This is a genomic window from Microbacterium sp. AISO3, assembly GCF_002204305.1.
GTDB lineage: Bacteria > Actinomycetota > Actinomycetes > Actinomycetales > Microbacteriaceae > Microbacterium > Microbacterium arborescens.
The window spans coordinates 104069-124170 of sequence record NZ_NHRF01000008.1; the positions used below are offsets into that span (position 1 = coordinate 104069).

Here is a 20102-nt window from a genome sequence, read left to right on the forward strand (position 1 = left end):
GGCCTCGCGCACGTCGCACGCCGAGGGATTGACGCGCTCGCCCATCCATGAGACGGGATGATCCGGAACACGAACGTCTGCGCCGTCGGTCACTCGTCGCGGTCGTACCCCAGCGCAGGTCCGTCGCCATCGATGGTGTGCGCGGCGGGCGCGTCCGCGGCGGCCGCCCGTGCGCGTCGAGCACTCCGGCTGAGCAGCACGGCGGCTCCCGCGGCGGACAGCAGCGTTCCGAGGAGCACGCCGAGCCGGGCGCCGTCGGTGTGGACGCCGTCGGCGAAGGACAACCCCGTGATGAGCAGCGACACCGTGAACCCGATCCCGCAGAGCAGCCCGATGGGCAGAAGATCGCGCATCCCGACGCCGTCCGGCAGCCGGAGCGGCGTCGTCCGGGTGACGAGCGCGGTGGTCCCCAGCACGCCGGCCGACTTGCCGACGACCAGGCCGACGATGATCGCGAGCACGACGGGCTGCGCGACGACCGCGAGCGGATCGCTGGTCCCGACCACGCTGACCCCGGCCGCGAAGAACGCGAACACGGGGAGAGCGATACCCGAGGAGAAGGGACGCACGAGGTCGTCGTACGTGTCGGTGCGCGCCACGCTCTCGCCGTGCACCGGCCGGGCGGGGACGGCGAACCCGAGCAGCACCCCCGCGATCGTGGCATGGACGCCGGAGGCGTGGAGGAAGCCCCAGACGACGAGCCCGAGCGGCAGCAGCATCCACCACCGGGCCCATCGCTGCCGGACGACGACGGCGAACACCGCCGCGGTCGCGAGCGCCACCGCGAGCGCAACGATGTGGATCGTCGCGGTGTAGAAGATCGCGATGATCAGGATCGCGAGCAGATCGTCGACGACGGCGAGGGTCAGCAGGAACGTACGCAGCCCCGGCGGGAGACCGCGCCCGAAGATCGCCAGCACCGCGAGTGCGAACGCGATGTCGGTCGCGGTCGGGATCGCCCACCCGCGCAGCGCCTCGGTGTCGCCCGTGACGAGGATCACGGCGGTGAAGAGGATCGCGGGCAGCAGCATCCCGCCCACCGCCGCCAGCACCGGCACCGCCGCCTCGCGCGGGCGGCGGAGACTGCCCGCGACGAACTCGTGCTTGAGCTCGACGCCCACGACGAAGAAGAACAGCGCGAGCAGGCCGTCCGCGGCCCACGTCGACAGCGAGAGGTCGAGGTGCAGCGCCGCGGGCCCGATCGTGAACTCCGACAACGCGGTGTAGGAGGCGGCGAGGGGCGAGTTCGCCCAGATCAGCGCGAGGGCCGCGGCCGCGAGGAGCAGCGCGCCGCCCGTCGTCTCACGGGACAGCCAGCGGCGCAGGCGGGCTCGGCGGGGAAGAGCGTCGTACATGTGAGGAGCCTCTCGATCCTCCGTCGGCAGTCGCCGACGGACATGTCGACCAGACTTCCCGACGCACCGAGCCCCCAGCCTACCCGTCGGCAGGCACCGCCGCCGTGCCCTCCGTCGACGCCCGCGCCACATGCAGCTCTGCGATGCGACGACGGTCCAGTCGCGTCACCTCGATCGTCGCGCCGTCGACCTCGATGCGATCGCCGACCCGCGCGAGGCGCCCGAGCTGCTCGATCACGAAGCCGGCCACGGTGTCGGACGTCCCGCGCGGGATCGAGATGCCGGTGGCCTCCTCGAAATCCTGCAGGTTCAGCCGCCCGTCCACCGGTCCGCCGTCGCCGGCGAGCGGATGCGGCATCGCCTCGGTGTCGTATTCGTCGACGATCTCGCCGACGACCTCCTCGACGAGGTCCTCGAGGGTGACGATGCCGTCGGTGCCGCCGTACTCGTCGACGACGACCGCGATCTGGCTGCCCTCGGCGCGCATCGACGTGAGGGTCGGCAGCAGCCGCGCGGTCGAGGGAAAGTAGCGGATCGGTCGCACGATCGACTGGAGGGACTGCGTGTCGTCGGTGCCCGCGGCATCCAGGACGTCGCGCACGTGGACGAATCCGGCCACATCGTCGATGGTCTGATCGATGATCGGGTACCGCGAGTACGGCAGATCGCGAACGAGCGCGGCGGCCGCGCCGACGGTCTCGCCGCCCGGCAGCGACACCACTTCGGGTCGCGGACGCATCACCTCGCTCAGCTGACGGTCGCGCAGCGACAGCACGTCGTCGAGGATGCGCCGTTCGTCCTCGGGAAGGCCCTCGTGACTCGACACGATGTCGCGGAGCTCCTCGTCGCTGAGCTCCTCGCCGGTCTTGTTCGGGTCGCCCCCCAGCAGCCGCACGAGCAGGTTGGTCGAGAGCGAGAGCAGCCAGATCACCGGGCGCATGAGCTTCGCGAAGCCGTTGAGCACCGGAGCGACACCGTACGCGAAGGCGGCGTTGCGCTGGATCGCGAGGCGCTTGGGCACCAGCTCGCCGAGCACGAGCGAGAGGTAGGCGATGATCAGGGTCAGCACGATCGTCGCCACGGTCATCGCGGCGGCATCGGACAGCCCCCACGACACCAGCAGCGGGGCGAGCGAGGGCGCGATCGACGAGGCGCCGTACGCCGCCGAGGCGAAGCCCGCGACCGTCACACCGATCTGCACGGCGGAGAGGAACGTGTTGGGGTTCCGCGCGAGCGCGGCCACCTTCTCGCCCCGTTTGCCGCGGAGGGCGAGCGCGTTGACCTGGCTCTCGCGCAACGTGACGAGGGCCATCTCGGTGGCGGCGAACACACCACCGATCAGCACGAAGACGACGACGAGGACGATGTTGAGGAGCAGGTCGCCGTTCACCGGCGGACCTCGCTCGCGAGACGGGACGCGCCCGGGGTCACCCGGGCGCCGGGACTGTCGGAGTCGGAGGCCTTCGAGGCTCGATGCGTCATCGCACAAAAATAGCGGCATCTGCTCGGGATGCGCTGAACGCTTGACAACGGCCGAGGCCAACGGCCGAGGCCCCCACCGATGTCGGGATGTGCCACGATGCAGGGATGGACGAGGGTGTGGCCGCCGAGCTCCGCGCGCTCCGCCTCCGCGCCTACGCGCCGGGCGGTGACATCGCCGACGATCCCGCTGCGCTGGCTCGACTGACGGAGCTCGAACAGCGCGAACGCGCGGAACGGATACCGCGCACGCACGCACGCGAGCCCGATCCGGAGCCCGTGCGTCCGTCGACGATCGACACGCTCACGGACCTGCCAACGGCCCGATCCGACGAGCCGCGGCATGACGAGCCGGGGGATGGCGTCGCGGAACCGACGGCGCGCCGCGCGCGGCCGCTGCGCTCGATCCTCTTGTGGGCCGGTTCGCTCGTCGCGGTGGCCGCCCTCTCGGTGGGGATCACCGCGTTCGCGACGGCCCGCAGCGCATCGACCGCGACCGCGTTGCCGCCGGATGCGAGAATCTCCCACGTCACCACGCTGCTGCCCACGGGCGAGGAGATCCCCGCATTCATGCGGCCGTACAGTGGCGGGGTCGAGCCGGGGTCGTTCGAGAAGTTCCTCGGCCTGTCGGTGTTCCGCTCCACCGACACCTGGCGGGGAAACGACAACGTCTGCCTCTCCGTCGCGCGCATCGACGATGAGACATCCGGTGACGGCTCGCGCAGCGGGGCGTTCTACCAAGGCTGCTCCGCCGGCGCGTTCCCCGCGGCCGTCTCTTTCGTCGTCTGGGAGGATCAGCCCGACGAGCTCCTCGAGCGATATCCCCTCGGCACCGGGCTGCAGTTCGTGCTTACCGATGCCGGCGTCGACGTCTTCGTGTCGGAGGCGCCGGCGTCCTCCGCCGCACCGGAGGCGCCCGGCGAAGCGGCGAGTCAGCCCGCGGGCTGAGTGATGACGTCGGACTCGGCGGTGACGCCGTTGAGCTCGACGTAGAGGTGGCGCTCGGTGACCGAGACCGTCACGGTGTTGCGGCGGTCGAGCGCCGAGACGAGGGTGTCGATGAAACCCGGCTCGAAGCTGTGGAGGGTGATCTCCGAGACGCGGTGGATCTTCTTCCCCGCCCACGCGGCCACGATCGGACCGGGATTGCGCTGCGTGTAGACGGCGACGCGATCGGCCTGCTTGCTGCCGAGGTGCAGGCGCGCGGCATCCGGCGCCCCCACCTCGATCCAGGCGACGATCGATCCCGTCAGGTCGCGCACGAGCACGGCGGGCTCGTCCTTCGCGGCGATGCCCTCGGTGAAGTCGATGCCCTCCTCGTACTCGAGGCAGTACGCCAGCAACCGGGTCAGCATGAAGGCGTCGGTCTCGGAGGGATGCCGCGCGACGCGCAGGGCGAACGACTCGTACACGCCGCGGTCGACGTCGGCGAGCGTCGCATCGAACGTGTGGATCGTCGCCCCGGCAGCCATGAGGAACGAGCCTAGCCGCCCCCGGTGGCACCGCCGTGTGCGACGCTGTTCTCATGCGGATCGCACTGACGGGATCATCGGGAAAACTCGGCACGGTCGTCGCTCGTGAACTCACGGCGGCAGGCCACGAGGTCATCGGCTTCGACGTGATCGGCAGGCGCGGCCCCGCGTTCGTGCAGATCGACCTGACCGACTACGGCCAGGTCGTCGACGCTTTCGGCTCGGTCGGCGACCGCCACGACGGCGTCGACGCGATCGTGCACCTCGGCGCCGTCCCCGCGCCCGGCGTCCGGCCCGACATCGCGACGTTCCACAACAACATGGCCGCGACCTTCAACGTCTTCCACGCCGCGACCCGGCTCGGCATCGACCGGATCGTCTACGCCTCGAGCGAGACGGTGCAGGGGCTGCCCTTCGATGTGCCGCCGCCGTACATCCCCGTCGACGAGGAGTACCCCGCCCGCCCCGAGTCGGTGTACTCGCTCGTGAAGCATCTCGAGGAGCAGCTCGCGATCGAGCTCGTACGCTGGCACCCCGGACTGTCGATCACGGCGCTGCGATTCTCGAACGTCATGGTGCCCGAGGACTACGCCGAGTTCCCCTCGTTCGACGCCGACCCGATGCGCCGCAAGTGGAACGTATGGAGCTATATCGACGCGCGCGACGGTGCCCAAGCGGTTCTGCGTGCGCTCGAGAACGCGCCGACGGGCTTCGACCGGTTCCTCATCGCCGCCGCCGACACCGTCATGTCACGCCCGAACGCGGAGCTCGTGGCCGAGGTGTTCCCCGACGTCGAGATCCGCGGCGACCTCGGAACGAACGAGTCGCTCTTCTCCACCGAGAAGGCGCGCAGGCTTCTGGGCTACGAGCCGAAGCACTCCTGGCGCGACCACGTCTGAGGCGATCTAACGGGCACCCGCCGCGGCGACGCGGCGGGCCTGCTCAGCCGCGCCGAGCGCGACGTACTCGCCCGGCGCGGGCACCTCGACGTCGAGACCGAACACCGCGGGGGCGATCTGCTGCACGGCGGCCGATCGCGCTCCCCCGCCGACCAGCAGCACGCGCCGCAGCGGCACGCCCTGGTCGCGCAGCGCGTCGAGCCCGGCACCGAGACCTGCCAGCATACCCTCGACCGCGCCACGGGCGAGGTTCTCGCGCGTGGTCGAGGCGAGCGTCATCCCGGTCAGCGAGGCCGTCGCGTCCGGCAGATTGGGCGTGCGTTCGCCCTCGAAGTACGGCACGAGCGTCAACCCTCCCGCCCCGGGCTCGGCCGACAGCGCGAGGCGCGACAGGCCGTCGTGGTCGACCCCCAGCAGAGCGGCGACGACATCGAGCACCCGTGCGGCATTGAGCGTGCACACGAGCGGCAGGTGATGCCCGTCGGCTGACGCGAAGCCCGCCACGGTCCCGGTCGCGTCGACCGCGGGCGTCTCGCTCACGGCGAAGACCGTGCCCGACGTGCCGATCGAGACGACGACGTCGCCGACGCCCGCGCCGACGCCGAGAGCGGATGCCGCGTTGTCGCCGGCGCCCGCCGCGACTCGGCGGCCGTCCCGGTCCTCCACCCACTCGTCGGCGGCGAGGACCCGAGGAACCACGGCATCGTGCCCGAGAGCGGACACGAGCAGCTCGCGGTCGTACTCGCCCGTGACAGCGCTCCAGTAGCCGGTCCCCGAGGCGTCGGAGCGATCCGTGACGAGCTCGGCCAGAGCGGCGGCCCCGGCCGCACGGTCGGCGACCGGGCCGAAGCCGCGCAGGCGCCAGGTCAGCCAATCGTGCGGCAGAGCCACGGCCGCCGTGCGTGCGGCGTTCTCCGGCTCGTGGTCGCGCAGCCACCGCAGCTTGCTGATGGTGAACGAGGCGACGGGCACGAGCCCGGTGCGCTCGGCGAGCCGGTCGGCGCCGTATTCGGCGACGAGATCGGATGCCGCCTGCGCCGATCTCGTGTCGTTCCACAGCAGCGCGTCGCGCACGACGGCGCCCCGCTCGTCGAGCGCGACGAGGCCGTGCTGCTGCCCGCCGATGGACCAGGCCGCGACGTCCGCCATCCCGCCCGCCAACTCGATCGCCGCCTGCAGTGCGGTCCACCACGACTCGGGGTCGACGCTCGTGCCGTCCGGGTGGGGCGCGCGCCCCTCCCGGACGACCCGACCGGTGTCGGCATCGACGATCACGACCTTGCACGATTGGGTCGACGAGTCGACCCCCATGACCAGCGCCATGCCGGCATCCTCTTCTCTCGCGTTACGGGGCTTCTCGCGGCGCCGGTGTCAGCGTGCGCCGAGCAGGTGCTCGGTCGCGAGCTGCTGCAGACGGACGAATCCGAAGCCCTTGCCCCCGAGGTACGCGTCGGCGTCGAAGTCCTCGTAGGCGGAGCGGTCGCCGACGAAGTCGTCGTAGCTCTCCCCCTCGCCGAACGTCGGCTGGGCGAGCTCGGGAACGCGGGCCGCCTCGAGCGCCTCCTGCACCTCGGGGTCGGCACGGAACGCCGCGGCTCGCTCCTTGAGCAGCAGGTAGGTGCGCATGTTCGCGGCGGCGGAGTCCCAGACGCCGGTCTCGTCCTCGGTGCGGCTCGGCTTGTAGTCGAAGTGGCGGGGGCCGTCATAGGCCGGTCCGCCGTTCGGGCCGCCGTTCTCGAGCAGGTCGACGAGCGCGAAGGCGTTGTGCAGGTCGCCGTGTCCGAACACGAGGTCCTGGTCGTACTTGATGCCGCGCTGGCCGTTGAGGTCGATGTGGAAGAGCTTGCCGTGGTACAGGGCCTGTGCGATGCCGGCCGCGAAGTTCAGGCCCGCCATCTGCTCGTGCCCGACCTCGGGGTTCAGTCCGACGAGCTCGGGGCGCTCGAGCGACTCGATGAAGGCGAGGGCGTGACCGACGGTCGGAAGCAGGATGTCGCCGCGCGGCTCGTTCGGCTTCGGCTCGATCGCGAAACGCAGGTTGTACCCCTTCTCGACGACGTAGTCGCCGAGGAAGTTCACCGCCTCGCGGTAGCGCTCCAGCGCCTGACGGACGTCCTTCGCGGAGTCGTACTCGGCGCCCTCGCGGCCGCCCCACATGACGAAGGTCTCGGCGCCGAGCTCGGCGCCCAGGTCGATCTGACGCAGCGCCTTGCGGATCGCGAAGCGCCGCACCGCGCGGTCGTTCGAGGTGAACCCGCCGTCCTTGAAGACCGGCGCGCTGAAGAGGTTGGTGGTCACCATCGGCACGGTCAGCCCGGTGTCGGCGAGCGCGCCCTTGAGGCGGTCGATCTGCGTCTGGCGCTCGCTCTCGCTCGATCCGAACGCGAAGAGGTCGTCGTCGTGGAACGTCAGTCCCGCGGCCCCGAGCTCGGCGAGCTTCTCGACCGCGTGGACGACGTCGAGGGGCGGCCGGGTCGGACCGCCGAACGGGTCGGTGCCGTTGTAGCCGATGGTCCAGAGGCCGAACGTGAACTTGTCGGCCGGGGTCGGGGTGCGCATGCGTGCTCCTTCGCTTCGATTGCTGCGACCTCAGCGTAAGTCGGTTTGTCTATTACGTCAACAAACTGTGTTCTCGTAGGCTGATCCCGTGAGTGTCGCGCCGGGAACCGCCGAACTCGTCCGGCGTGTGAATCTCGCCCGGATGCTCGTCGCCGTGCATCGCGACGGCCCGATCTCGCGCGCCGCCCTCACCGCCGAGCTGGGACTCAACCGCTCGACCATCGGCGCGCTCACGGCGGAGCTCGCTCGCCTCGGCCTCGTCACCGAGACCGCCGGCGCCGCCGAGGGACGCATCGGCCGCCCCTCCCCCGTCATCACCGCGCGCCCCGACGTCGTCGCCGTCGCCGTGAACCCCGAGGTCGACGCCGTGACACTCGCGGCGGTCGGACTCGACCGCCGCGTGCACGCCCGTCGGCGCGCCGTCACGACCAGCCTCATCACGCCGCAGGAGCTCGCCTCGCTCGTCGCGGAGACCATCGAGGAATGGCGCTCGGGGCCGCTCGCCACGACGACGGTCATCGGGATCGGCGTCGCCGTCCCCGGTCTCGTCGAGCCGGCCGCGGGCCTCGTCGTGCATGCCCCGCACCTGCGCTGGACGGACGCGCCGCTCGCCGACCTCGTGTCGGCCGCGACGGGAACCCCGACGACCGTCGGCAACGACGCGTCCTACGGCGCGCACGCCGAGTACCTCTTCGGCGCCGCGCGAGGTGTCGCGGACGTGATCTATCTCAACGGCGGCGCGAGCGGCATCGGCGGCGGGCTCGTCGTCGGAGGCGCCCTGGTCGGGGGCGCACGCGGTCTCGCCGGCGAGTTCGGACACAATCCCGCGATCGTCGAGGACGCTGCCGACCGCCGCTCCGGCGAGCACGCCGCACTCGAGGACGAGGTCAGCCAGCACCGCCTGATCGCCTCGCTGGGGCTCCCCGGCGCGGACGGCGCCGAGCTGCGCGCGGCCGTCCACGGCGCCGCGAACCCCGCCGCCCGAGCCGAGGTGCAGCGGCAGCGCCGCATCCTCGCCTCCGCCGTCGCGAGCGCGGTCAACGTCCTCGATCCGGCCGTGGTCGTGCTCGGCGGCTTCCTCGCCCCGCTCGTCGAGAGCGACGTCGACGCGTTCGCCGAGGCGGTCGCGCGACAGACGATCTCCGGCCACGCACCGCTCATGCGCACGGCGGAGCTGGGCGACGACCGGCTCCTCGTGGGCGCCGCCGAGACCGCGTTCGCCGCCCTCCTCTCCGACCCGGTCCCGGTCATGACCGGCTCCGGCACACCCATGACCGATTCGACCGCCGCGTCAAGCGCCGCCGTCGCCGCACGCTGAACTCGTACGATCGAACGGTCGCGCAGCGCCGCGGCATCCGTCCCGAGAGAAACGTCCGCATGGCATCCAGATCCTCCCGCCCCGTCGAGCCGCCGCAGCGGCAGCGCAACGCGCTCGCACCCGGCATCCTGGGGGCCGCCGCCCTCGTGGCCGGCATCCCGCTCATCGGCGGGGAGTTCGCGATCGTGATCTCGTTCATCGCGGCGATCCTGGCTTTGATCATCGCGTGGTTCGCGATCCAGGCGCGACAGTGGTGGTGGGCCGTCCCGATGGCGGCGATCGCGGTGCTGTGGAACCCGGTGTATCCGTTCTCGCTCGACCAGCCGGTCTGGCTGGCCGCCCACGTCATCGGCGCAGCGACGTTCATCGCCGCCGGCACCCTCGTGTGGGTGCCCCGCGCGCAGGCCGCCCGATGACCGGAACCGGAATCGTCTGGGCCCGCGTCGAGGACGGCTTCCACGTCGGGAGCCGCACCGGCGAGTTCGTCGGCTACATCGACCGCCAGCCCGACGGGCGGTATCTCGCCTACGACTCCCGGTCCGCCTGCGCCGGGGCCTTCGTCGAGCTGACCGCGGCCATGCGCGCGCTCGCTGCCCGCGTGACCCCCGACACCCCCGACGAGACGCCGCCCATCGAACTCCGGGAGATCCGATGACCTCGACCTCCGACGACCTGCTGTCTGTCCTCTACACCAGCAACGCACGCGCCCCGTTCGGCGACGATGATCTCGCCGAGCTCCTGGCGCAGAGCCGCGCATCGAACGCGGCGCGAGACCTGACCGGGATGCTGCTGTACCGCGGCGGCCGGTTCGTCCAGGTGCTCGAGGGCCCCGAGCGGACGGTGCGCGAGCTCCTCGCCACGATCGACCGGGACCCACGTCACTTCGACATGCGGGTGCTCATCGAGCAACCCATCGCGCAGCGCGAGTTCCGCGAGTGGACGATGGGCTATCAGCCGATCGCGGAGACGACCGGCGACGCCCCCGCGGGGTTCCGCGACACCTTCGACGACCTCGAGGGCTCGGACGACCCGAGTGCGACGTTGCGCGCCGCCCGAGAGCTGAGCCTGTGGTTCCGTGTGCGATCGTCCCGGCCGCCGCGGGACACGGCGGCCGGGTCGTAGTCACTCGCCGCGGCCGGTCGCGTCCTGCAGACGGTCGATCTGCTCCGAGGCCTCGGCCTTGGTGAGGTTGCCGGGGAGTTCCTCGCCGGCCTCGCGAGCGAGGGTGTCGAGGTAGCTCCGCTGCGGCCCCGTCATGGGCTCGTCGCCGGTGACCCAGTTCTCGGGATCCTTCACGGGCGACCCCTGGCCACCGCCGTCGGTTCCGCCCAGCGTGTCGGCGCTGTCCGGGGTGTCGGCGCTGCCGAGGTTGTCGGCTGCAGACGCGGCCGAGGCGGGCGGGGTCGGGGCAGACGGCTCACCGGGCGCCGGCGCGGTCGGTTCCGTGGGTACGGGGACGGTCGGTTCGGCGGGCGCCGGGAAAGTCGGCTCGTCGGGAGTGGGGATGCTCTGGTCGGTCATGCCTCGACGCTATGCCGACCGTCCCGAGAAGCCGAGGCACTTGCGCGTTCCGCGAAAAGCCCTCAACGAGAGAACCCGGCCCGGTGACGCCGTTCGGGCAGCGTCCCCGTGGCCGGGTGTTCTTCGATCTTCGGCGACGCACCGCAAGGAATGCGCAACGCGCCTACCGAGCAACCTCAAGGAATCCGCAAGATCGGAGCTCAGGTGCGTCGCGCGGGGGCGGAGATGCGGATCACGGAGGAGTCGTCGCTCTCACCCAGGCCCTGGGCCTGCGCGAGCAGGTAGCTCTGCTCGGCGGCCGCCGCCAGCGGCGCCGGGAGGCCCGCGCGCCGCGCCGCGGCCCCGACGATCCCCATGTCCTTGACGAAGATGTCGAGGCGGCTGAGCACCTCGGCGCCCTCGTCGTCCCAGGCCTGCAGCATGCGCGGGCCGCGGTTTCCGAGCATGAACGACGCCGCGGCGCCCGCCTGCAGCGCCTCCAGCGTCCGGTCGAGGTCGAGCCCGAGCCGGTCGGCGAGCGCGAGCGCTTCGGCGGCGGCCGCGATGTGCACGCCGCACAGCAGCTGGTTGACGGTCTTCAGCGCCTGACCATCACCCGCCCGCTCCCCGACGATCGTGAGGGTCGACGCGAGCACCTCCAGGACGGGCCTCGCGACGGCGAGGGCGGCGGGGTGCGCCCCGACGACGATCAGCAGATCGCCCTCCCTCGCCCGGGCCGGACCACCGCTCAGCGGGGCGTCGACGAGACCGATGCCCCGTTGCGCGAGCGAGACCGCGACATCCGCGACGCCCTCGGTTCCGACGGTGCTCGTGAGGACGACGACCGCCCCCTCCGCGAGAGAGTCGGCGATGCCGGCATCCCCGAACAGGACATCCGCGAGCTGCGCGGAGTCACGCACCGCCACCAGGACGACCTGCGCGCCCGTGGCGGCCTCGGCTGCGGAACCAGCAGGGGCGATCCCGGACTCGGCGGCCAGCCCGAGCCGGGCGGGGGCGATGTCGAAGCCGCGGACGGTGAAGGTCTCTGCGAGACGCTCGGCCATCGGCAGGCCCATCGCCCCCAGTCCCAGGACGGCGACGCTCGGGTTCTCGTTCATTCCTGCGGTTCTCCTCGGTCTCGAGCGGGATGTGCGGGGGTCAGGGAGAGCCGTTCGACCGCGGCGGTCAGCGAACCGTCGTCGCCGACGTTCCCGGCGAAGACGATGTAGGGGATTCCGGATGCCGGGCCGTCGGCGGCCTCCCAGACCGACACGATCCCGGGGAAGAGCGAGCCGCGCACGCGGGCTCGGCGGATCTCGAGCCCCCGCGTGGCCACGTCGGACGAGGTGATGCCGCCCTTCGCGATGACGAAGCGGGGCGTGACCCCAGCGACGACCCCGCGGACGACCTCGACGACGGCTTCCGAGACGCGGCGCGAGATGTCGAGGCTCTCGTCGGGGTCGTCGGTTCGCACGAGGGTCCGGCTCGTATGGAGCACGACGTCGCCGCGCAGCAGAGCCGTCGCGATGGTCGCCCCGGCTCGATCGAGCTCGGCGGCGCGCTGCGCGGGATCGAGCAGCCGCGGCACGTCGAGCTCGACGACGGCTTCGAGGGGCCGGTGACGAACGAGGTCCGCGAGCTGACGGCTCGTCAGGCCGACGTGCGACCCCACGACGACCAGCCCGCCGCGCGCCGCGCGATCGACGCCGAGCTCGGCGACATCGACGGGCGGCCGCCGTCGCTGACCGATGCGCGCGCGTACGAACGGCGGCCCCACCCGGTAGACGAACGAGCGGCCCTCCGCCTCGACCGCTTCGAGCCCGAGGGCCAGCTCCACGAGGTCCTCCTCCACGACGGCGTCGACGACGATCGGCGCACCAGCCGGTGCGGCGCGCAGCACGGCGGCGACCGCGGCGACTCCCGCCCGGAGGTGGTCGACGGTCACCTCGACGACATCGGCGGCGGCGATCGCGCCGTCGGTCTTCTCCGCCACCCAGTCCGCAAGCCGCGACGAGCGGAAGCCGAACGTGGAGTCACGGGCGAACTCCGTCTCGCCGATCGGGGTGAAGCCCTCGTCCGACAGGATGCCGTGCACACCGCGCACCGTGACGCGTCCGGCATCCGGGAAGGCGGGCACCACGACGACGTTCGTCGGCGCAGGCGAGCCCGACCGAGCGATCTCGTGGGCGATCGTGTCCGGTTCGAGAGGGAAATGCCCGCGGAGCGTCGAGTCGCTGCGGCTGACGAAATCGACGCGGACGCCGGCGGTCTCGGCCGCCGCGAGAGCCGCGCGCACGACCTCGCGGTTGATGCGCTCGGCGTCGGCCGGCGCGAGGCTGCGCGAATTGGTCAGCACGTATACCGCGGGTGCCCCCGATGACAGCGCCCAGGCGAGGTCGGCGACATCCCACGCCCCGAGGACGGGCAGATCGGCGACCGACTGCGTCCCGGTCGGGTCGTCGTCGAGGACGACGAAGACGCGCCCGCTCTCGGCCACTCGGGCCGCGAGGAGGCCCAGGTCGGGTCGTGACGCCTCCGGCAGGTCGGGCAGAGGGGCGGTGGGCGCCATGGGATCTCCTCGTCGTCGAGCGAGTCGGGCAGCTGTCAGATGTATGACAGCATGCAGCACCGGCATCCTCGCCGTCAACCGGCACTCGCCGCGTCGCGGGGGTTGCATCCGCGCCCGCCGGAACCGCACGCTGGCATGAGATGGTTGCCCGACCGCAGGAACGAGAGGAGACAGGCATGTCTGAGATCGAGCGCGAGCACGGCCCTGAGGTTCCCGTAGCGGATGCCGAGGAGCAGAAGCAGCCGACGACCGACGCCGGCGCGGCGCCGGAGATCCCCGCACCGTCGACCGAGGCCGACGAGGCCGACGTCTGGGAGCAGAGCCACGAGGTACCCCTCGACGACGACGAGCCGGATTCGGCGTGAGCCCGGCTCAGCCGGCCACGTAGCGGCGGAAATCGTCGAGCGTCTGCTGCAGGTGGTGATCCATCGCCGCCCGTGCGGCATCCGGATCGCGCGTGCGCAACGCGTCGACGATGCCCCGGTGCTCCGCGATCGCGTGCTCCTGGATCTCGGGCACCCGCGACGTCTGCGCCCGTCGCTCGGCGAGCACTTCGGTGAGGGGTGCGAGGAGAACGCCGAGGAACAGGTTGCCCGAGGCGCCGAGGATCCCGGCGTGGAAGCGCAGGTCGGCGTCGACGAAGCGATCGACGTCTCCCGCGGCCGCGGCCGCGACCATCTCGTCGACGCACGCCGCGCACTCCCCCAAGGCGGCGTCGTCGATGAGGGGCGCGGCCAGGGCCGCCGCCTCGCATTCGATGACCCGACGCGTCGAGATGAGCTGCTCCGCCACCAGGGTGTCGTCGCCGTGCGCCGCCCGGAACCGGAGCGCGTCGGAAACGGACCGCCACTCCTCGACCGGCGCGACCCGTGACCCCACACCCGAGACCACGCGGACGATGCCGCGAGCCGACAGAGTGCGCAGCGCCTCGCGCACCGTCACCCGGCTGACGTCGAACTCCGCACCGATCTCGGCCTCGGTCGGCAGGGCGCCGCCCGGCTCGAACCGACCGGCGATGATGCCGTCGAGCAGATCGTCGGCCACGGTGTTGACGAGCGACTTGCGGCGACTCATCGCCCCGCTCCACGATGCTCGACGGCCGCCCAGCCGTTCTCGAGCACGGCGAACCCGGCGTCGAGCGTCGCCTCGGGATCGTCGCTCTCGTTGACCATCGTCTGGATCTGGAGCACGAACCTCGCGAACGCCCGGACGTGGGGGTCGGGCCGCTCCTCACCGAGCTCGGCCGCCACCGCCTCGGCGAGCGCATCCTCGTGCCGCAGCCACATACGCGCGGCATAGTCCCGCAGCGCGGGCGTGGCGTTGAGGAACTCCATGAAACGGCGGGCCACGTCGTCGCCGTGCTCGGCGGCGCCCGAGCGGATCTCCCGCTCGTAGTAGGCGCGGATGGCGCCGGCGATCGAGGTCCCGGCGGGACGCTCACGCACCGCCGCGACGAGACGCTCGCGCTGCTCGTCGTCCTCGTCGAAGACCAGTGCCTCCTTCTGACTGAAGTGCGCGAAGACGGTCGTCGGCGAGACGTCGGCGGCATCGGCGATCTCGCGGATGCTGACGTCGTCGAACCCCCGCTCGAGGAACATCACCGTCGCGACATCCGAGATCCGTTTGCGCGTGGCCGCCTTCTTGCGCTCGCGGCGCCCCAGCGGCGCGGTCTCGGTCATGACGTCGATCTTAGGGCGCGTGCGACAAAACCTGTATTGACACCAAACCTGGTATCGATACAGTTTCGGTATGACTCCAGGTTTTTCGCACTCACGTCTCGCCGGCGCCGACCGCCGCTGGGTGATGCTGATCGTGCTCACTACTCTCACGACGGCAGGCATGACCGTCGTCCTGCCCGTTCTCCCGTTCGTGGTGCTGCGATACGTCTCGGGCGAGGGCGAGCTCGCGCTGTGGGTCGGCGCGCTCGAGGCCGTCAACGGGCTGTGCGCCTTCATCGCGGCGCCCTTCCTCGGGCGCCTCTCCGATCGATTCGGGCGCCGCCCGGTGATCATCGTCGCGTCGTTCGGGGCCGCTCTGAGCATGGTCCTGTTCGGCGTCGGAGGCGCCCTGTGGGTGCTGCTGCTCGCCCGCGTCATCCAGGGCGCCACGGCCGGCGACCTTCCCGCACTGTTCGCCTACCTCGCCGACATCACCCCGCCCGAGAAGCGCGCCCAGCGATTCGGGCTGCTCGGCGCGCTATCGGGGATCGGCACGATGGTCGGCCCCGCGCTCGGCGGCCTGCTCGCCGCGATCGACCTCGCCCTTCCGGTCTTCGTCACCGCCGGGATCTCGTTCCTCATCGCGACACTCAGCGTCTTCCTCCTGCCCGAGAGCCTCGACCGCAAGAACCGCATCCCCGCGATCGCCGTGTCGGATCTCAACCCGTTCGCCGTGTTCCGCCGCGCCTTTGTCCGCCCGGAGCTGCGCGCGCTGCTCATCGCCTTCGCGCTCCTCGCCCTGCCGTTCGGCTTCTTCGTCAACAACTTCAGCGTTCTCGCGCTCGACTCCATCGGCTGGGGGCCGACGGCGATCGGACTGCTGATCGCCGTCGTCGGGGTGATCGACATCCTCGTCCAGGGCATCCTGCTCGGCTACCTGCTGCCGCGGATGGGTGAACGCGGCGTCATCGTGGCCGGCATCGCCGCTCAGACAGCCGGCCTCATCGCCCTGGCCGTCGTCGCAGCACTCGTCGCCCAGCCGTGGCTGTTCGTCCTGGGCGCGCTCGCGCTCGCTGCCGGACAGGGTGCGGCGCAGGCGACTCTCGACGGCGTCATGTCCAACGCGGTCGGCGCCGACGAGCAGGGCTGGCTCGGCGGGGTCACCCAGTCGCTCACCGCGGCGATGGGCACGATCGCCCCGATCCTCGCGGGCGTCCTCTACGCGGGCGTCGCGCACGCGGCCCCGTACGCTCTCGGCGCCGCGCTCATGGTCATCGCCGCGGTGACCGTACGGCGCGCGCGGATCGTCGACGCCGCGGCGCACCGCGCCTCACCCGACGGCGACCCGGCCGGCGTCGGGGTCGCAGCCGCGCCCGCGTCTGCGCCTCGCGCTTGAGCGTCGAGACGCGGCCGCCCTCGCCCGCTGTCACGCGGCGATCGTCCGCCACTGTTGCCGCGATTCACCACGCCGATATCGCTCGCGTCGCTGCAATTGTGCGGGCCCGCGTCGGGACCGAGCCTTACGCCTCTCCCCCGCGCGCGTCCAGCCCCTTTGCTCGGAGATTCGGAACCGACAGTGTGGGAACGTGCGATTGACAGACGAGCTCGGCGCCTGGGCGGCGCGACAGCGGTGGTATGCCGGCAAGAGCCACCGACCGCGATTCCGCATCCTCGACGCGCAGCCCGCATCCGGCGGGGCGACGCGCTACCTCCTGATGGACGACGCCGGCGCGCTGCCGACGCTCTACAACGTGCCGCTCGCCCGGATCTCGGCGCCGGCCGACGGCGACGACGTGGTCGCCCGCGACGGAGACGACTACCTCGTCGACGCGACGCGGGACACCGGGTTCACCGTCGGCACCCTGGCCGAGATGGGCGTCGACGTGACGCGCGTCACCGGATCTCGTGTGCTCACCGGCGAGCAGTCGAACACCTCGATCGTCTATGACGTCGACGGCGAGCCGACGATCATCCTGAAGCTCTTCCGCACGCTCCACCACGGCGAGAACCCCGACGTGACCGTGCAGCGCGTGCTGAGCGACGCCGGCTCACCGTTCGTCCCGCGGTTCCTCGGCAGCCTCGACGCCGAATGGCCCGACATCGGACGCGACTCGGGGGCGGCCCGCGGCACCCTCGGCTTCGCCCAGGAGTTCCTCCGGGGCGTCCGCGACGGGTGGGCCGTGGCCCTCGAGGCGGCTCGTGAGAACCGCGACTTCACCGACGCTGCCCGTGATCTCGGCATCGCCGTCGCCGGTGTGCACGGTGCGCTCGGCGCCGCCCTCGACACGACGGAGGCAGCGGCCGCGCAGGTCGAGGCGACGGGGGCGGCGTGGCGCCGCCGGCTGTCGATCGCGGCGAACGAGGTGCCTGCCGTCGCCGACCGCGTCGAGGCCATCGGGGCGCTGTACGACGCGGCGCTCGCGCGCCCATGGCCGCACCTCCAGCGCATCCACGGCGACCTGCACCTCGGTCAGGTGCTGGCTGTGCCCGCCGGAGGATGGCGCATCGTCGACTTCGAGGGCGAGCCGCTGCGGCCGATGGCCGAGCGCGCCATCCCCGATCTGCCTCCGCGCGACGTCGCCGGGATGCTGCGTTCGTTCGACTACGCCGGCGCGGTGGGCGACGGCCCCGACCCGATGGGATGGGCGTCGGCCTGCCGCGACGCCTTCGTCGAGTCGTACGCCGCCGCCCCCGGCGCAATCGATCTCGACCCGGTGCTGCTGCGGGCCCTCGTGCTCGACAAGGCCGTGTACGAGTCCATCTACGAAGCACGCAATCGCCCGGACTGGCTGCCCGTGCCCCTCGCCGGCATCGACGCCGCCCTGGCCTGAACCCGGGCTCCGGCCCGGCGCCCGGCGCCCCGAGCCGCGTGCCCGCGCCGAGTGCTCGTTGCCGATACATTCGTCGGACGGGCGATGCCGGTGTCCACCGGACGCGCCGCCAAGACGACACCAGCACCGCCGGTCCGACAGATGTATCGCGGCCTCAGTCCTCGAGAGGCTCGGGCGCGCGCAGCACCAGGAACGTCGCCCCGTAGCCCGGCAGCGAGACGCTGAAGCTCTGCAGGTCGTCGACGCGCCCGATCGTCTCCCCCGACGCGGCGTCGTAGACCTCGCTGCGGGGGACGAGCTGCTCAGAGCGCACGGTGCCCTCCGTCGGCTCGGGCGAGAAGTTCAGCACCGTCACCTGCATGGCGGCGTCCGCGTGGGGGTCACCCTCGTCGAGCCGGTGCACGAGCACGAGCATCCCGGCATGGGCGACCTCGGGGATGTCGACCTGCGAGGCCGTCGCGATGCCGTACTCGCGGCGCAGATCGAGGATGCCCGACAGCCGCGAGGCGAACGACTCCGGGTCGTCGAGCTGCGCGGGCAGCGCGCCGTACAGAGCCCGGCCACGCGGCATCCCCGAGGCCGAGCGCGTCGCGGTGGGGTCGGCATCGAGCAGATCGTGCGCGCCCCGTTCGATCCAGCGGGTGTCCCCCGCGCCCAGCAGGTCGGCGACCTCGTCGGCGGGAACCGTCAGCATGCCGACGAGATCCCAGCCCGACAGAGCGAAGACCCCGGGTTGCCAGGCGTTGTAGGCGCACAGCAGCAGGTGGGCGTCACGGATGCCGGGAACGTCGGCGTCGGTGATGTCGTCGAGGCGCGCGATGCCGCGGGATGCCGCGATGAGCGAGGTCGTCGTGCACGCGATGCCGTTCTGCGTGAAGACGCGGTTGTAGTCGGCCGTCCCCGTGAGGTGCTCGGTGAGATCGGCTCGGATCTCCTCCGCGAGCTCGCTGCCCGTGATGTCGCGCCCGCGGAAGCGGTACTCGTCGTCGCCGTGCCGCGTCGCCCAGTGCACGAGCTCGTAGGTGAGCTCGTCGTGGTTCTGCATCCCGTGCACGAGCTGCACCGGCGCGACGCCGAGCTCGAGCGACGAGGTCAGCGCGAGACGGAGGAATTCGGTCTGCCCGGTCGCCAGGGCGTGGTGGTAGCCCGGGCGTCCGATGAAGTCGTAGGAGAGGTCGGCGCCGACCGCCCCCGTGTCGCGGATGTCCTCGATCGTCAGGTTCAGCTCCTGGAAGGTGAAGCCGCCGACCTTGCGGACCATGCCCGCGATGATGTGGTTCGCGGCGTGCGAGAGGGGATGCCCCTCCGACCAGGCGGGGAGACCCTCCGCGCTCTTCTCGACCCCGAGGAAGCCGTTGGCGTCGAGGCGCAGCGCGCTGGTGCCGAGCTCGCCGAGCGAGTGCAGCGCGTCGCCGATCACCAGGCGCATCCCCGCGAACGTCGGGTCGAGCCAGTTGATCGACGGCTGGCCCTGCTTGAAGTAGTGCAGGTAGACCCAGCGCCGCGTCGCACCGTCGGGACCGATGACGGGCGCCGTGGCGCTCCAGTTCGTCTCCTTCACCCCGGGGGTGTAGAAGATGACGCGCTGCATGGCCCCGATGATGTAGCCGCGCTCGGCGAGCTCGTGCTCGTTCGCGGGATCGAGGTTGACGCTGTCGTATCCCTCGGGGACATCGGGCAGCAGGTGCCAGTCCTCCGGCGGGATCTCGACCATGTGGTAGATCCCCGGGTAGTCCTTGAAGCCCATCTCGGCCAGGCGGAAATCCGCCCCCTTGCCCGTGTGGCCGGGAACGATGTCGTCGATCACGCTGCCGCCGTGCGCGTCGGCGACGTCGCACAGCGTCCGGAACTCCTCCTCGGTGCCGAAGGCCGGGTCGATCGACGTGCTGATGCGGTCGAAGTGACCGTCGACGCTGGGCGTCTCGCGCCAGTCGGTGATGCCGCCGGCGCGCTTGACCGGCCCGGTGTGGATCGCGGTGATGCCGATGCGTTCGAACACCGACCACAGGGCGTCGTCGCCGAGGGCGGCGAGGAACGACTGCCCGGGGCGCGTGATGAGCGAGATCGGGTACGCCGTGAACCAGACGTCCGTCGTCGAGATCGCGCGGCGCGCGTCGGGGCGGGCGTACGGATTGCGCCACATCGCGGGCTGTCCCGACAGCTGGCGCGCGAGCACGTCGGCGTCCTTGAGCATCGACTGCCGCACGAGCCACTCGACGTACGAGGGGTTGCTGCCGTTCGCCGTCCGCGGGTCGGTCATGTTGCGGCGGACGCTGCCGCCGCGGAACTGGTCGCGCGGACGCAGCCGCCGCGGGCGGGCCGGGTAGCGCTGCTCGTCGTAACTGATCTCGGGCACCTCGAGATCGGTCTCGTCGCCGTCGGTGCCCGCCGCCCCCGGAAGGGTGATCGGGGCGGTGTACAGGTCCTCCGGCTGTTCGTCGTCGCGCGCCATGCCTCAACGC

20 protein-coding genes are annotated in these 20102 nt (G+C 71.7%); 9 read left to right on the forward strand and 11 right to left on the reverse strand.

All coding sequences use genetic code 11. The features are described from left to right. Window positions 1-89: 89 nt before the first annotated feature. Together nhaA and CBF90_RS12635 are read right to left on the reverse strand one after the other, a co-directional pair. Entirely contained in the window at window positions 90-1355 is a 1266-nt protein-coding gene (nhaA, locus tag CBF90_RS12630; protein ID WP_088380746.1) for a Na+/H+ antiporter NhaA, read from the reverse strand. A gap of 79 nt (window positions 1356-1434) precedes the next feature. Further along, entirely contained in the window at window positions 1435-2745 is a 1311-nt protein-coding gene (locus tag CBF90_RS12635) for a hemolysin family protein (RefSeq protein WP_172407839.1), read from the reverse strand. 197 nt (window positions 2746-2942) lie between these two features. Between CBF90_RS12635 and CBF90_RS12640 the strand changes: the two genes are divergently transcribed. Beyond that, window positions 2943-3782, forward strand: coding sequence for a hypothetical protein (locus CBF90_RS12640; protein WP_088380748.1), 840 nt, complete (start codon window positions 2943-2945; stop codon window positions 3780-3782). On the opposite strand, the gene CBF90_RS12645 is transcribed toward CBF90_RS12640, so the two are convergent. Next, window positions 3767-4306: a YaeQ family protein gene (locus CBF90_RS12645; RefSeq protein ID WP_023953888.1), complete on the reverse strand. Its 540-nt coding sequence runs from the start codon at window positions 4304-4306 to the stop codon at window positions 3767-3769. The two genes, CBF90_RS12640 and CBF90_RS12645, sit on opposite strands and share 16 nt — an antisense overlap. Window positions 4307-4359: 53 nt before the next feature. Here CBF90_RS12645 and CBF90_RS12650 point away from each other — a divergent pair, with 53 nt between their 5' ends. Then, on the forward strand, window positions 4360-5205 hold the full coding sequence (locus CBF90_RS12650) for an NAD(P)-dependent oxidoreductase (protein WP_023953886.1): 846 nt from the start codon (window positions 4360-4362) through the stop codon (window positions 5203-5205). 6 nt (window positions 5206-5211) lie between these two features. Here CBF90_RS12650 and xylB read toward each other — a convergent pair whose 3' ends face one another. Together xylB and xylA are read right to left on the reverse strand one after the other, a co-directional pair. After that, window positions 5212-6528, reverse strand: coding sequence for a xylulokinase (gene xylB, locus CBF90_RS12655; RefSeq protein WP_172407840.1), 1317 nt, complete (start codon window positions 6526-6528; stop codon window positions 5212-5214). Window positions 6529-6576: 48 nt separating this feature from the next. Beyond that, the gene (gene xylA, locus CBF90_RS12660; RefSeq protein WP_023953882.1) at window positions 6577-7764 is read right to left on the reverse strand and encodes a xylose isomerase; all 1188 of its coding nucleotides are present in this window, start codon (window positions 7762-7764) and stop codon (window positions 6577-6579) included. A gap of 88 nt (window positions 7765-7852) precedes the next feature. Between xylA and CBF90_RS12665 the strand changes: the two genes are divergently transcribed. From CBF90_RS12665 to CBF90_RS12680, 4 genes are read left to right on the forward strand one after another with little or no spacing between them, the layout of a single operon-like run. Continuing rightward, window positions 7853-9082 carry an ROK family transcriptional regulator gene (locus tag CBF90_RS12665; RefSeq protein WP_064955509.1) on the forward strand — a complete coding sequence of 410 codons (1230 nt, stop codon included), beginning with the start codon at window positions 7853-7855 and terminating at the stop codon, window positions 9080-9082. 59 nt (window positions 9083-9141) lie between these two features. Then, window positions 9142-9498: a DUF6804 family protein gene (locus CBF90_RS12670; RefSeq protein ID WP_023953879.1), complete on the forward strand. Its 357-nt coding sequence runs from the start codon at window positions 9142-9144 to the stop codon at window positions 9496-9498. Further along, window positions 9495-9737: a hypothetical protein gene (locus CBF90_RS12675; RefSeq protein WP_088380781.1), complete on the forward strand. Its 243-nt coding sequence runs from the start codon at window positions 9495-9497 to the stop codon at window positions 9735-9737. Before CBF90_RS12670 ends, CBF90_RS12675 begins: the two co-directional genes overlap by 4 nt. Continuing rightward, window positions 9734-10204 carry a BLUF domain-containing protein gene (locus CBF90_RS12680; RefSeq protein WP_088380749.1) on the forward strand — a complete coding sequence of 157 codons (471 nt, stop codon included), beginning with the start codon at window positions 9734-9736 and terminating at the stop codon, window positions 10202-10204. Before CBF90_RS12675 ends, CBF90_RS12680 begins: the two co-directional genes overlap by 4 nt. Here CBF90_RS12680 and CBF90_RS18805 read toward each other — a convergent pair whose 3' ends face one another. The 3 genes from CBF90_RS18805 to CBF90_RS12695 form a co-directional block, all read right to left on the reverse strand. Next, a complete protein-coding gene (locus CBF90_RS18805; protein ID WP_036305609.1) occupies window positions 10205-10414 on the reverse strand; it encodes a DUF3072 domain-containing protein in 210 nt (69 codons plus the stop codon). It lies immediately after the preceding gene. A gap of 389 nt (window positions 10415-10803) precedes the next feature. After that, on the reverse strand, window positions 10804-11700 hold the full coding sequence (locus tag CBF90_RS12690) for an NAD(P)-dependent oxidoreductase (RefSeq protein ID WP_023953871.1): 897 nt from the start codon (window positions 11698-11700) through the stop codon (window positions 10804-10806). After that, window positions 11697-13151, reverse strand: a complete 1455-nt coding sequence (locus CBF90_RS12695; RefSeq protein ID WP_064955511.1) for a four-carbon acid sugar kinase family protein — start codon at window positions 13149-13151, stop codon at window positions 11697-11699. The genes CBF90_RS12690 and CBF90_RS12695 overlap by 4 nt, the downstream gene beginning before the upstream one ends. Window positions 13152-13327: 176 nt before the next feature. Between CBF90_RS12695 and CBF90_RS12700 the strand changes: the two genes are divergently transcribed. After that, entirely contained in the window at window positions 13328-13516 is a 189-nt protein-coding gene (locus tag CBF90_RS12700) for a hypothetical protein (protein ID WP_023953867.1), read from the forward strand. A 7-nt stretch (window positions 13517-13523) separates the two neighbouring features. Here the strand turns inward: CBF90_RS12700 and CBF90_RS12705 are convergent, their stop codons facing one another. Together CBF90_RS12705 and CBF90_RS12710 are read right to left on the reverse strand one after the other, a co-directional pair. Beyond that, window positions 13524-14225 carry a FadR/GntR family transcriptional regulator gene (locus tag CBF90_RS12705; RefSeq protein WP_023953865.1) on the reverse strand — a complete coding sequence of 234 codons (702 nt, stop codon included), beginning with the start codon at window positions 14223-14225 and terminating at the stop codon, window positions 13524-13526. Further along, on the reverse strand, window positions 14222-14830 hold the full coding sequence (locus tag CBF90_RS12710) for a TetR/AcrR family transcriptional regulator (protein WP_023953863.1): 609 nt from the start codon (window positions 14828-14830) through the stop codon (window positions 14222-14224). The genes CBF90_RS12705 and CBF90_RS12710 overlap by 4 nt, the downstream gene beginning before the upstream one ends. Window positions 14831-14900: 70 nt before the next feature. Between CBF90_RS12710 and CBF90_RS12715 the strand changes: the two genes are divergently transcribed. Together CBF90_RS12715 and CBF90_RS12720 are read left to right on the forward strand one after the other, a co-directional pair. After that, window positions 14901-16205, forward strand: a complete 1305-nt coding sequence (locus CBF90_RS12715; RefSeq protein ID WP_242435673.1) for an MFS transporter — start codon at window positions 14901-14903, stop codon at window positions 16203-16205. Between the two features lie 190 nt (window positions 16206-16395). Continuing rightward, window positions 16396-17640, forward strand: a complete 1245-nt coding sequence (locus CBF90_RS12720; RefSeq protein ID WP_088380752.1) for a hypothetical protein — start codon at window positions 16396-16398, stop codon at window positions 17638-17640. 154 nt (window positions 17641-17794) lie between these two features. On the opposite strand, the gene treS is transcribed toward CBF90_RS12720, so the two are convergent. Continuing rightward, window positions 17795-20092: a maltose alpha-D-glucosyltransferase gene (gene treS / locus CBF90_RS12725; RefSeq protein ID WP_023953856.1), complete on the reverse strand. Its 2298-nt coding sequence runs from the start codon at window positions 20090-20092 to the stop codon at window positions 17795-17797. Between the last annotated feature and the right edge of the window lie 10 nt (window positions 20093-20102).

Bases quoted from the DNA above. Each gene is read 5' to 3' on its own strand.
- xylB (WP_172407840.1), bottom strand. From the start codon at position 6,528: ATGGCGCTGGTCATGGGGGTCGACTCGTCGACCCAATCGTGCAAGGTC.
- CBF90_RS12680 (WP_088380749.1), top strand. From the start codon at position 9,734: ATGACCTCGACCTCCGACGACCTGCTGTCTGTCCTCTACACCAGCAAC.
- treS (WP_023953856.1), bottom strand. From the start codon at position 20,092: ATGGCGCGCGACGACGAACAGCCGGAGGACCTGTACACCGCCCCGATC.
- CBF90_RS12695 (WP_064955511.1), bottom strand. From the start codon at position 13,151: ATGGCGCCCACCGCCCCTCTGCCCGACCTGCCGGAGGCGTCACGACCC.
- CBF90_RS12675 (WP_088380781.1), top strand. From the start codon at position 9,495: ATGACCGGAACCGGAATCGTCTGGGCCCGCGTCGAGGACGGCTTCCAC.
- CBF90_RS12650 (WP_023953886.1), top strand. From the start codon at position 4,360: ATGCGGATCGCACTGACGGGATCATCGGGAAAACTCGGCACGGTCGTC.
- CBF90_RS12690 (WP_023953871.1), bottom strand. From the start codon at position 11,700: ATGAACGAGAACCCGAGCGTCGCCGTCCTGGGACTGGGGGCGATGGGC.
- CBF90_RS12640 (WP_088380748.1), top strand. From the start codon at position 2,943: ATGGACGAGGGTGTGGCCGCCGAGCTCCGCGCGCTCCGCCTCCGCGCC.
- CBF90_RS12645 (WP_023953888.1), bottom strand. From the start codon at position 4,306: ATGGCTGCCGGGGCGACGATCCACACGTTCGATGCGACGCTCGCCGAC.
- xylA (WP_023953882.1), bottom strand. From the start codon at position 7,764: ATGCGCACCCCGACCCCGGCCGACAAGTTCACGTTCGGCCTCTGGACC.
- CBF90_RS12670 (WP_023953879.1), top strand. From the start codon at position 9,142: ATGGCATCCAGATCCTCCCGCCCCGTCGAGCCGCCGCAGCGGCAGCGC.
- CBF90_RS12705 (WP_023953865.1), bottom strand. From the start codon at position 14,225: ATGAGTCGCCGCAAGTCGCTCGTCAACACCGTGGCCGACGATCTGCTC.
- CBF90_RS12700 (WP_023953867.1), top strand. From the start codon at position 13,328: ATGTCTGAGATCGAGCGCGAGCACGGCCCTGAGGTTCCCGTAGCGGAT.
- nhaA (WP_088380746.1), bottom strand. From the start codon at position 1,355: ATGTACGACGCTCTTCCCCGCCGAGCCCGCCTGCGCCGCTGGCTGTCC.
- CBF90_RS12710 (WP_023953863.1), bottom strand. From the start codon at position 14,830: ATGACCGAGACCGCGCCGCTGGGGCGCCGCGAGCGCAAGAAGGCGGCC.
- CBF90_RS12715 (WP_242435673.1), top strand. From the start codon at position 14,901: ATGACTCCAGGTTTTTCGCACTCACGTCTCGCCGGCGCCGACCGCCGC.